The 12213-nt window shown below is 40.3% G+C and carries 10 protein-coding genes, 1 pseudogene and 1 riboswitch; of the genes and pseudogenes, 5 read left to right on the plus strand and 6 right to left on the minus strand.

Translation table 11 applies throughout. From position 1 onward, the window contains the following. Positions 1–95: 95 nt before the first annotated feature. A riboswitch (FMN riboswitch) is annotated at positions 96–210 on the minus strand. 323 nt (positions 211–533) lie between these two features. Then, positions 534–824, plus strand: a complete 291-nt coding sequence (locus tag H8S40_RS14855; RefSeq protein WP_118725195.1) for a hypothetical protein — start codon at positions 534–536, stop codon at positions 822–824. Positions 825–855: 31 nt separating this feature from the next. Here H8S40_RS14855 and H8S40_RS14860 read toward each other — a convergent pair whose 3' ends face one another. From H8S40_RS14860 to H8S40_RS14885, 6 genes are all read right to left on the minus strand, one after another. Then, complete coding sequence (locus H8S40_RS14860) at positions 856–4659, minus strand: penicillin-binding Tp47 domain C-containing protein (RefSeq protein ID WP_186865525.1); 3804 nt, start codon at positions 4657–4659, stop codon at positions 856–858. Between the two features lie 79 nt (positions 4660–4738). After that, positions 4739–5254 carry a Gx transporter family protein gene (locus tag H8S40_RS14865; RefSeq protein WP_118725193.1) on the minus strand — a complete coding sequence of 172 codons (516 nt, stop codon included), beginning with the start codon at positions 5252–5254 and terminating at the stop codon, positions 4739–4741. Positions 5255–5271: 17 nt separating this feature from the next. Then, positions 5272–5661, minus strand: coding sequence for a NusG domain II-containing protein (locus H8S40_RS14870; protein ID WP_186865526.1), 390 nt, complete (start codon positions 5659–5661; stop codon positions 5272–5274). Positions 5662–5663: 2 nt separating this feature from the next. Beyond that, on the minus strand, positions 5664–6536 hold the full coding sequence (locus tag H8S40_RS14875) for a 4Fe-4S binding protein (protein ID WP_186865527.1): 873 nt from the start codon (positions 6534–6536) through the stop codon (positions 5664–5666). Between the two features lies 1 nt (position 6537). Then, entirely contained in the window at positions 6538–6963 is a 426-nt protein-coding gene (locus tag H8S40_RS14880; RefSeq protein ID WP_118725190.1) for an FMN-binding protein, read from the minus strand. A 2-nt stretch (positions 6964–6965) separates the two neighbouring features. Beyond that, on the minus strand, positions 6966–8207 hold the full coding sequence (locus tag H8S40_RS14885) for an FMN-binding protein (protein ID WP_366482626.1): 1242 nt from the start codon (positions 8205–8207) through the stop codon (positions 6966–6968). A gap of 59 nt (positions 8208–8266) precedes the next feature. Here H8S40_RS14885 and H8S40_RS14890 point away from each other — a divergent pair, with 59 nt between their 5' ends. The 4 genes and pseudogenes from H8S40_RS14890 (at position 8267) to H8S40_RS14905 (ending at position 12152) form a co-directional block, all read left to right on the plus strand. Further along, a complete protein-coding gene (locus H8S40_RS14890; RefSeq protein ID WP_001129922.1) occupies positions 8267–8641 on the plus strand; it encodes a TnpV protein in 375 nt (124 codons plus the stop codon). A gap of 366 nt (positions 8642–9007) precedes the next feature. Further along, positions 9008–10927 (plus strand): tetracycline resistance ribosomal protection protein Tet(O), encoded by a 1920-nt coding sequence (gene tet(O), locus H8S40_RS14895; RefSeq protein WP_024402538.1) that lies wholly within the window; start codon positions 9008–9010, stop codon positions 10925–10927. Between the two features lie 51 nt (positions 10928–10978). Continuing rightward, positions 10979–11168 (plus strand): annotated as a pseudogene (locus tag H8S40_RS14900) (cysteine-rich KTR domain-containing protein). A gap of 471 nt (positions 11169–11639) precedes the next feature. After that, complete coding sequence (locus tag H8S40_RS14905; protein WP_000241709.1) at positions 11640–12152, plus strand: sigma-70 family RNA polymerase sigma factor; 513 nt, start codon at positions 11640–11642, stop codon at positions 12150–12152. Positions 12153–12213: the final 61 nt, after the last annotated feature.

The raw sequence follows: 12213 nt of genomic DNA on the forward strand, positions 1-12213 counted from the left end.
TATAACTGACAAATGATCTGTTAACCAAAAAAGCTCTGAAATGGATCACCATCTCAGAGCTCAGACACTACATTCATCTATTAAAATAACTGTACCATCATCTTCTTTCATCCAGACTATACTGTCGGCTCCGGAATCACACCGGATCATGCCTCTCGGCCCGCGGGCTTTACCGCCGGTAGGGAATCACACCCTGCCCTGAAGATTTCGTTTTCTTTTATCATAATACTTTATATATCATTTGTAAAGCAAAAGTTTGGAAATAGCAAACCCCGTCCCTATCCGGCACTTTTCCCCATTGCCTATCCATTTTGGATTTGCTACAATATTCAAGTCGAACGTCCGTGAGACTTGGCGCGTGATTCTGGTCAGCGAAGCTGACATATTCCTATCAGAATCACTGCGCATCCTCGCGGAGCGTTTATCTCAGTCGGAGATTGGACTCCCACTGAGACAAATTTGCTATTACTCACCACCTGAAGAGGTGGGAGTCTTCTCGACTGAGATAAAAACCTATCAAGGAGGACCTGCACATGAACACGATTGAACAATTAGATGAGCTTCAGAAGAAAGCAATACATACCCCGGAATTAAAAAACCGGTTTCTTGCATCAAAAAAGGCAGAAGACCCATTGGGGGAATTCTGCCTGATTTGTCAGCAAGAGGGCTATGATATCTATCCTATGGATATCATTCAAGCCGGAGATGAATTTTACGCCACAATGAAACGAAGCACCAATGGCGGTGGAGAAAATTCTCCTGTTCTCACTTGCGAAGATGATGCATATGAACTATTTTTCGCCGGTCTTGAAACCGACAACTGATTTAAGTCCTGTCTAGCACCTGGCTAAAAACTTATTTGCGTTTTCTTCTCTTCCATGTCACTCCACCGACACCTGCACCAAGTGAAGATACTGCAAGACCTAACCAACCAAGCACGCTTGTCACATCTCCTGTTTTAGCAGCATTTGTTCCACTTGTCTTTGTTGTGTTGCCTGTTTTATTGGTTGTGCTATTCGTCTTATTTGTTGTCTGTGTTGTCTGACTTGATTTCTTAACCAGTCCTTTGATTGCACTGTTCAAAGTATTGCTTGCCTCATCCACTGCTGTCTGGCTTTCTTTTGCCTGCAAAGCACTCTTTGCTTTTGTAAGTGCTGTCTGCATTGCTTTCCAGCTATCTGCTGTGTAATCTGCTTCTTTCAACGCTTCTGCATCAGAGATTGCTTTTTCAAGTGAAGAAGTATCAACACTTACCGGCTGTTCTGCTTTTACAAGAGCTGCCTTTGCTGCATCCAATGTTGCTTTTGCCTGATCTACTGCTTCCTGACTTTCTTTTGCTTCTGCTACGCTTCTTGCATTGACAAGGGCTGCCTGATATGTTGCCCAGCTTTCTGCTGTATAGTCAGATTCTTTTAATCCATCTGCTTCTGCGATTGCTGCTTCCAGTGCAGAAGTATCAACTACAACCGGTGCCGGAGTTTCTCCTGCAACCTTATAAGTAAATGTAAGAGGGATTGTATATCCCGTTGAAGTTACTGTAATCTGGAATTCTGTTCCCGCTACCGCATCTTTAAATGGCGCTGCATCTGTCTTTAATGTTCCGTCACTTCCAATAATCTCAACTTTACCTCTTCCGGTTGCTGCATAATCTGTACCATTTACATTTACAGAAGTGATTTTCCCAATATATGAATTTAATGCATCAGCATCAAATCCTTCTGCCTGTACAAGTTTCTTATTCTCTGAATCATAAGCAGCTGGCATATTTGTTGTTGTCAGCAGGAAGGATGTAACAATATCTGCATATTTGCCATTTTTATCTTTTACTGTGAGCGTATATTTACCTGGCTCTATTGAACCTGCCGCTCTTGTTTCTGTGGTTGCCTTATATGTCAATACATTTCCTTCTACTGTCACGTCTAAACCATCCACACTATACTCTGGATCAAAGTCGTCCTGAAGATTCAATTCAATTGTTGTCTTACCTGCAGAAATATCTGAATCTGCAACCTTAACAGCATCTTCAGTTTTTGCAAATTTTACAGGAACATAAAGGTCTTCGATATCAATTGTATACAATCCATTTGTTGTGTAATATTCAATACTGTCAATTGTCTTGCCCATCATAGATGCATAATGTGCGGAAGATGTTGGGCACCCATGTACTGAATCTGTATATCCTGTACTCCAAGCCAGCTCATTTCCTCTCCAGATATTTTCAAGATGACGCATACCATATGCTGTTCCATCAGTTGTTTTTACAACAACCGCATTTACATTGGAAGATGTGATTTCATCTTTCGGAAGTCCATCGAGATTAAGCTGATAATCACCATAAGAAGACCGTGTTAATAATTCTGCTGTAACTCCTGTCAGAGCTTTTGCTCCCTGTCCTTTTACCTCACTGAATACAAGATTTCCATTTTCATCAAGTGAAACTTCTTTGTAGTTTGCAGGAGTCTCTGTTAATGGATAATAAGCATATGTTTCATTCTGGAATAACGTATCTTTTCCTTCCAGTGTTGTTGTAGATGTTTTTCCACGATTTGTTACTGTAATTTCTACCTTATCTGTATCTTTGACTTCTTTATATTTTGTAAGATCTACAGAAGAATCCACTTTTACTGCATATGTAATACCATCAATTTTAGAACCATCTTCATTTGCATGATAAGAACCGCCTGAAAGTCCCGTTGTGCGTGTTTTATTCAATGTAGCTGAAGTAAATGCATCCACTTCTACTTCATTGTTTGTTGTCTCTGCTTTATAGAATGCTGCATACGGAATATTCATAAGGACATATGTTTCTTTTGTCTCTGCCTTCACCAGATTATTGATTGCTTCTGTCAAATGTGTTGTCTGCTCTTTTACTTCTGCCTCCAATGGTTTTTCTTTTGCAAGCAGGTCTTTTGATTCCTGAAGTTCTGTCTGCAGATTGCTCCAGCTATCTGCTGTGTAATCTGACTCTGTAAGTCCTTCTGCCTCTGTTACTTTTGCCTGTAATGCTGCAAGATCTTCTGCACTTGCTTCTTTTTCTTCTAATGCAAGATTATCTGCTCCTACTTCAAATTCATATGTGTAATCTTCATATCCAAGTGCATATACTGTCAGTTTCCAATATCCTGTTCCGTCTGTTCCTGCTGGTAACTGGCATCTCTCTGATTCTGTCAACGCAAGCTGGATTCCCATTGATTTGTGCATCCAGTTGTCTGATGCGAACTTTGTTCCATATGTTGCAACTGCATTTGTTCGGCTGCTGTCTGAACCATAGTATGTCCACTCTACTGCCTGCATATTTGCTCCCAGGTCTCCGTAGTTTCCATCCAAGTCTACTCTCAGGAAATCTCCGAATGCTCCTGTATTTTTCCTTTCATCTGTTGTTTTTCTTACAGATGGTGTTACATCCGCTTTCTTTAAGCTGACATCTTTCAGTCCGGATTCTGTTCCATCATTCTTTCTTGCTGAGAACTCAAAACTTCCGTCATCATTCTTTGTCGCTTCTTTTAAGCCATTTGTATTATCTGTTACATTTGCTGTCACTTCATAGGCACTTAAGTTTCCTTCTCCGTATCCACCTCTAAGTGTTCCACCATTCTCTACTACCGCATATTTCTCTTTTAATGCTGAAAGGTCTGCTGTCTTTACTTTTACCGGTACATACTTCAGTCCTGTTACTTTATAATCTTTGATGTTTGACTTAATATCACCAATTGCAACTTCCTGTCCGTCTGTTGTTACAAATATGGTTTTATCTTTCCAATATGCAAGATTGTATATCTGTCCATCGTTTGTCTCAATCACTGCACTACACTGGAAACTACCTCTGTGAAGGCCATGATTTGACGTTGCTCTTGTTACAGCATCAAAAGCTCCCTTGTCATATTCTTTATGGGAATCTAACACATCAGATGATGCTGTGCTTCCTGCATTCAATACGCCTTCATTTACCCAGTACTCTGCCCATGTCATTCCTACATAAACATATGAATACTCTTCCTTTGTCTCTGCTTTCACCAACGCATTTACCGCTGTATTCAATGTGTCTTTTGCTTTATCCACCGATTCCTGGCTTTCCTTTGCTGCCTGTGCACTTTCTGCTGCTGTCAATGCAGTCTGCATTGCCTTCCAACTATCTGCTGTATAGTCCGATTCATTCAATGCTTTTGCTGCTACAATTGCCTGCTCCAATGCTGTTGTATCTACTGCTGTGGCTGTTCCTGCTGAACGGATTGCTTCGAGTGCAGCTTCTTTTATTGCTTTTGAAGTACGTGTTGCCTGACTCACTGTATCCCAACTATTGATTGTATCTTCTGTTGCGACCTGACCTACTAACTTTGTTTTTATTCCTTTTGACTTATCATATGCCTTCGAAAAATAACTGTCATTTGCACTCTCATATCCATTCTTTGTTGTTACTACAATATCTGAAAACTTTCCGTTTTCTACTTTCAAATCAACTTGGACATCATATTCATTCCACTCATTTTCATCGTCCACGTCTTCCTGAGTTCTCGTTACATGCTTTGTACTTGTATACACCCCATCTTTCGCAACTTCACTTCCTGTTGCCGCAAATACAGTAGACGGGCAAAGTCCCGCTACCATCGACATTGCCACAGCCATTGTCATTGCTTTTGTTGTTATGTTTTTCTTTTTCATTAGGTTCCTCCTTTTAAAAAGATTTTATTGATAAAATTTATTATTAAGTTAGCTTTCACTAACCTATAATCAAAAAAAATTATATAGTTTCCATTGATTTTACTGCCTCTTTTTTCACAACCGGAAGCAGTTTTTTACTTAATATTCCAATCAAGAATCCGGTTATTGTTCCTGCTGTCAGAAGTACTGGAAGATAATATACTAATTTCATGTTCTCTACCACGATAGAAGCAACAATCAATTGACCGATATTATGTGAGATTCCTCCTGCGACGCTGACTCCCACTTCGGAAAACCCTTTTGCCTTTTTCAAAAGCGTCATAACTAGAACACTTAATATTCCACCTGCAAGACTGTATATAATTGACATTCCATTTCCAAACATAAAGCCAATCAGAAGTACTCGCATAACTACTACCAACAATACTTCCGGAAGTGTCAGAAAATATATTCCGGTCACAGTAACCAGATTGGCAATCCCAAGCTTCATCCCTGGCACTCCAAAATTGATTGGAATCAGGCTTTCCACATAGCTAAATATCATTGCAACTGCAACAAGCATTGCCATATTCGCAATCTTCTTATTACGATTCATTCCCTTCACTCCTCTGTTTATTTCGATATGGTATCAGGCATATCTTCCACTGCATTATCATCTTCCAATCCATTTACATCCAATACTTCCACAACTAATTTATGTGGAAGGCAGACTATCGTCTGTGTACGACCATTGATTTTTCCCTGCTCTTCACAATATCCATCCGGACAATTTGCCTCTTCCATATACGCCGAGCCATCTTGAATTCGAATACGGTTATAAAAGTCATCTTCTTTTACTTCAATCACTTGATTTTTTTCAAGAGAATACGTACCATATACCACTCCATCAACTGTTATCTGTATCTGATTACCCGCTTCATTTCTGGTCAAATGCATGACCAGAAACAAAACAAGTGCAATGGCGAGAATTCCTCCACCAAGTACGACATCATTTTTCTTCATCCTTATACTCCTGCCCAGATTAAGATTGCTGCTAACAAGATTCCTCTAAAAAGTGTAAACCAGATTTCATTTCCTTTCAGGCTTCGAATTCCAGTATGGATGTTTCCTTTCGGACATGTATCTATACATTTCTGACACTGGAAACAATCCCCTTCCACTCTCGGTGAACCATCCTTTGGAAGTCCAATTCCAGAGGGGCATTTTTTTGTGCAGGCACTGCATCCTTTGATACAGTTCTCGCGGTCACGATGTAATGCGAAGAACGGAAATACCGGAAGCAATGAAAATACCGCCCCCATCGGGCATAAATTTCTACAGAAAAATCTCTCTTCCAGACACATACCTACAAGTATCAGAATTAAAATAAGTAAGCCAACGATATAACCACCCAATTTAAAATTACCTGCTCTTATCATGGAAAACACATCCCAGGGGCTTGTCCCTTTTGCTTTACCATATACACCTGCAAAACACATTAAGACAATCGCTGTCAGTACAACATATTTTAATTTGTCCAACCAATTCGCCCATTCATCTGAAATCAGAAGCGGTTTCTTTTTGATTTTCTTGAAAATGTATCGGTACAAAACATGTACTGCATCTCCCAATGTCCCAAATGCACAGGCAAATCCGCAGAAAAATCTGCCAAATAATATCGTGTATAAGCAAATCAGAATAAGTACTGTCACAAAAGATGTGAGCTCAATCCGCCCTCCTGCTCCAATCTGTGTAAATATGTATTTCACTCCGGCAAATGCTGCTGTATATACAGAAGGAATGAAAATAAAATACAGAAGTTGAATCGCAGCCCGTAACCATGTATGTATCTGTTTTAATTGTTTTTTTGACACAGAATGTAGTTCTATTTTTTTCATCTTACTTCACCGCCTTTTCTAAAGCTTCTTGTGAAGCATTTTTAATTCCTGTCGAGCTAAATGTTGCTCCGCTGATAGTATCTACATCTGTACTCTGTGACTCGATGATTTTCGGAATGATGTCTTTTGCCATAGACAGATAAGCACCATCCTCTTTTTGAGCACTTACAATCTCGATTGCTGTGATTTTTCCTTTTTCTACCTTCACCTCAACAGCAACCGTTCCGCCGAAGCCTTCTGCCTCTCCCTGATAAGTACCATCTTTGTAATTGCTGTCGTTACTTTCTGCTGACTGCGTCTCCGTCACCTGTGCCTTCAGTTTTGCAATCTCTTCATTTTTTTCTCTTGCATCCAGAACCGAATTATATCCGACCAGAATGCCTACAACCATAATCAGACTCACGACTCTAATCCAAAACTCCCTCATCGTTATTCAGCCTCCGTCTTTTCCGGCCGTTTCGCCTCTTCCAGTGCTTTCTCACAGCCTGCTACGATTGCATTCGAAGAACAAGTTGCTCGCGATACCGCATCAATTTCTTCCGGCAATCCCTTGTTCACAATCTGAGAAATGACACCTTCTTTTGATGATGTACCATTGGTTGCTTTCTTGATATAACTATCATTTGTAGATGAGCCATCACCATAAATATCCGTGATTGCTACGATTTTATCATCACGAATCGTCACATTCATCGTTAAGTTATATGTCTCAAAATCTTCATCTTCATCCGGTTCACATGGCACTGTCACCGTATAAGTTCCATCAATGTAGACTCTGTCATCTTTATCTTCATTATCTCCGGAATCCTTTTTCTCCAGCAATGTCACCGCCTGATTCAAGTTATCTAATGCCTTATTAACAACCGCTTGTTCTTTCGCTTCCATTGCCTCTTTTGCTTCCTGCAATCTTACTTTAAGAACTGCCCAGGTTGCTTCTGTGTATTCTGACTCTTCCAGTTTATTTACATTTTCAATTGCTTCTGTAAGTTTTGCTGTATCGACTTTCTCATCCAGTGATTCTCCGTTGGTTGCTTTCTCTGCCTGCTTCAATGCATTCTTGATTGCGTTTAGCAAGCCTTTGGAACTGTAAGTTGCCCCTGAGACAGTATCCACATCGGTACTCTGTTTTTTCATAATATTTTTCACAACATCCATTGCACGATTGAAAAATGCCTCATCATCCGAATTATCCGTAACCAAAATTGCCTTTAGTGTATGTTCCTGAATAACAACTGCAACACTGACATCTCCGCTGTAGCCCTCTGCTGTTCCATAATAGATTCCTTCTTTGTACGGAACAGTTCCGGTAATTGTATCTGTTGTGGAATCATTCTTATCTGACTGACTTGTGTTGCTGCTCTGACTACTGCTGTCTGTACTGCTGACCACCGCCTGACTGAGTGCGTCTCGCACCGCTTGAATGATTCCGACTGAACTGTAGGTTGCTCCAGATACGGTGTCCACATTCGTACTCTGATTGGAAATAATTGCATTGATGATAGAAGATGCCTTGGAAATGTATTCACTTCCATCATTATTTTCCAATATTTGAATTGCAGCAATCTTACCACCACTGATATCTACCTGTACCTTCAGGGTTCCTCCAAATCCTGTACCGGTTCCATAATAAGTTCCATCTTTGTAGCCGGACGCGTCTTCTACCTGAGCCACTGATGTAGGACGGATTTTGCGGACATTCAAAATAAAAAAGAATGTGGAGGTAACAGACAATGGCAAAATCATTATTTGAGGAACTGGGCGGCAAATACGAAAGGCAAGGGGATTATTTGATACCGTGCTTAACTGTACCCGCCGAAGAAGAACAGGCAATAGGCATCTGGGGGCAACGGCATTTAGATTATCTAAAACAGTACCGTAAAGTTACATACACCAATCTTCTTACAAGCGGCAGGCTAAACGCCTACCTTGCCGACATCAACAGACAGGCACAGGAACGCTTTGAAAGGCTCATAGAGGGTATGAAACAGGCACAGGGCATAACGGAACAGCTAAAGGCAGAAAACGCCTTAGAATGGACAGGATGCCTCAATAACATAAGGGCTTGTGCGAGGGAGATTGTGGAAAAGGAAATTATTTTTGCATAAACAGATGATTAGTGGCAGGGGGAAATCCTGCCGCTTTTTCTGCTTTAGTTTGTCAGCTTGACAAATAAAGGGTTAAGGAATATAATTAGATTCAGTATTATACAAGGAGTTAATAAATATGCGGCAAGGTATTCTTAAATAAACTGTCAATTTGATAGTGGGAACAAAAAGTAGCAGTCCCGTTTCACTTTTAATATGGGGCTTAGTTTTTTGTACCCAGTTTAAGAATACTTTTATCATGTAATTTTATATGCCCGAAAACATATAAGTGTTTTGGGGCTATTGGAGTTATTTACCCAGTGATAGGAGTATTTATCACTGGGTATTTTTATGCCCTTTTTTGGGTGTTGATAGGAGGAAAATCACATGAAAATAATTAACTTAGGCATTCTGGCTCACGTTGACGCAGGAAAGACAACATTAACGGAGAGTTTATTGTATACCAGTGGTGCAATTGCAGAACCAGGGAGCGTAGATAAAGGCACAACAAGGACAGATACAATGAATTTGGAGCGTCAAAGGGGAATCACTATCCAGACAGCAGTGACATCTTTTCAGTGGGAGGATGTAAAAGTCAACATTATAGATACGCCAGGCCATATGGATTTTTTGGCGGAAGTATACCGTTCTTTATCCGTATTAGACGGAGCAGTATTATTAGTTTCTGCAAAGGATGGCATACAGGCACAGACCCGTATACTGTTTCATGCACTACAGACAATGAAGATTCCGACAATTTTTTTCATCAATAAAATTGACCAAGAGGGGATTGATTTGCCAATGGTATATCAAGAAATGAAAGCAAAGCTTTCTTCGGAAATTATAGTGAAGCAAAAGGTTGGGCAGCATCCTCATATAAATGTAACGGACAATGACGATATGGAACAGTGGGATGCGGTAATTATGGGAAACGATGAACTATTAGAGAAATATATGTCAGGGAAACCGTTTAAAATGTCAGAACTGGAACAGGAAGAAAACAGGAGATTCCAAAACGGAACGTTATTTCCCGTTTATCACGGAAGCGCTAAAAACAATCTGGGGATTCGGCAGCTTATAGAAGTAATTGCCAGTAAATTTTATTCATCAACGCCTGAAGGTCAATCTGAACTATGCGGGCAGGTTTTTAAGATTGAATATTCAGAGAAAAGGCGGCGTTTTGTTTATGTGCGTATATATAGCGGAACATTGCATTTGAGGGATGTTATTAGAATATCTGAAAAAGAGAAAATAAAAATCACAGAGATGTGTGTTCCGACAAACGGTGAATTATATTCATCCGATACAGCCTGCTCTGGTGATATTGTAATTTTACCAAATGATGTTTTGCAGCTAAACAGTATTTTGGGGAACGAAATACTGTTGCCGCAGAGAAAATTTATTGAAAATCCTCTCCCTATGCTCCAAACAACGATTGCAGTAAAGAAATCTGAACAGCGGGAAATATTGCTTGGGGCACTTACAGAAATTTCAGATGGCGACCCTCTTTTAAAATATTATGTGGATACTACAACGCATGAGATTATACTTTCTTTTTTGGGGAATGTGCAGATGGAAGTCATTTGTGCCATCCTTGAGGAAAAATATCATGTGGAGGCAGAAATAAAAGAGCCTACTGTTATATATATGGAAAGACCGCTTAGAAAAGCAGAATATACCATCCACATAGAAGTCCCGCCAAATCCTTTCTGGGCTTCTGTCGGGTTGTCCATAGAGCCGCTCCCTATTGGAAGTGGAGTGCAGTATGAAAGCAGAGTTTCACTTGGATATTTAAACCAATCGTTCCAAAATGCGGTTATGGAGGGGGTTCTTTATGGCTGCGAGCAGGGGCTGTATGGATGGAAAGTGACAGACTGTAAAATCTGTTTTGAATATGGATTGTATTATAGTCCTGTAAGTACCCCCGCAGACTTTCGGCTGCTTTCCCCTATCGTATTGGAGCAGGCTTTAAAAAAAGCAGGGACAGAACTATTAGAGCCATATCTCCACTTTGAAATTTATGCACCGCAGGAATATCTCTCACGGGCGTATCATGATGCTCCAAGGTATTGTGCAGATATTGTAAGTACTCAGATAAAGAATGACGAGGTCATTCTGAAAGGAGAAATCCCTGCTAGATGTATTCAAGAATACAGGAACGATTTAACTTATTTCACAAATGGGCAGGGAGTCTGCTTGACAGAGTTAAAAGGATACCAGCCAGCTATTGGTAAATTTATTTGCCAACCCCGCCGCCCGAATAGCCGTATAGATAAGGTTCGGCATATGTTCCACAAGTTAGCTTAACAGCTTGCAAAAGTCATATAAAATGAGATTTGAAAGGATTAGAGACTAATTATGATGAAATGCGAATGGATATTGTGTCCTGTTTGTGGGAGCAAAACCCGTAATAAAATTAGGAAGGACACTGTTTTGGAGAATTATCCCCTTTATTGTCCAAAATGCAGACAAGAAAGATTGATTAAAGTTGACAACTTGAAGATAACTGTCATCAAAGAGCCAGACGCTTAAGACGCAGAGCCGATGAAATTGTGGAACAATTCACGAATCATCGGCTCTTTTTGTTTCGTATTTGAAAGAACAAACTCACCAAATAAAAAAAACGATATTCGGGTGGGTTATTTTGTTATACCCTAAATTACCCTCTGAATTTGTTTTTAAATTTGGAGGGATTTTTTTATGTCCTTTTTTCGGGCAGTTATCTATCTGCTCATACGAAGCAAAATTTATCAATACATAGCATATCAGAGAACGGCAGGAAACCAGTTAAAAAAATTTCTGCCAGTGCAACGGTACTTCTCACCTTGAAAGTAGAAGTACAATCTCCATACAATAGAATTACTATTTCCTATAACCGTAAAGGTCACAGAGCCTTTGCGGTTTTTCTTTTGTCGATTTTTGTTGGAAAGTGCCGTAGGGCTGTTTCTGATATGCGGTGTCGTTCTCCGCCTCTCCATCTGGATTTTTTACATTTCAAAAATTCAGATGGGAGGTATTTATGGTGAAATATGCACCAAGAAAGGTATATATCAGAGAAAGTGGCGGCTATGTGGAATTATCCTACACGGAGTTCTGCCGTTGCAGGGAATCCGACCAGACCTATATGGACAAGCTGTTTATCCCCATTCAAGGCTGTCTGCTTGAAGTCGTGAGGGAGCAATACACAGACTTCTACCGTGACAAGGAACGGTGGCGTTATCTGCAAAAATTAGATACAAAGAATAGACTGCTATCTCTCGACGGATTTACGGACAGCGAGGGGAATCCTCTGGACTTTATCACTGATGAAGCGGTGGACATTGCAGAAACCGTTGTCAATGCGGTCATGGTGGACAGGCTGAAAGCCGCCCTGCCTTTGCTGTCGGATAGTGAACAGGAGCTGATACAGGCAATCTTTTTTGACGGACTTTCCGAGCGTGAAGTCGGGGCGAGGTTGGGCATAACCCAGAGCGTTGTAAACAAACGCAAAGCCAGAATCCTAATAAAACTAAGAAAGATAATAGAAAATTAAAATTTAAGGCGTTCAGCCCCCTTGTTTTTTCCTTTGGGAAGATGAGGGGGCTTTTCTCTGC

Origin of the sequence: Ruminococcus hominis (assembly GCF_014287355.1) — a bacterium.
GTDB lineage: Bacteria > Bacillota > Clostridia > Lachnospirales > Lachnospiraceae > Schaedlerella > Schaedlerella hominis.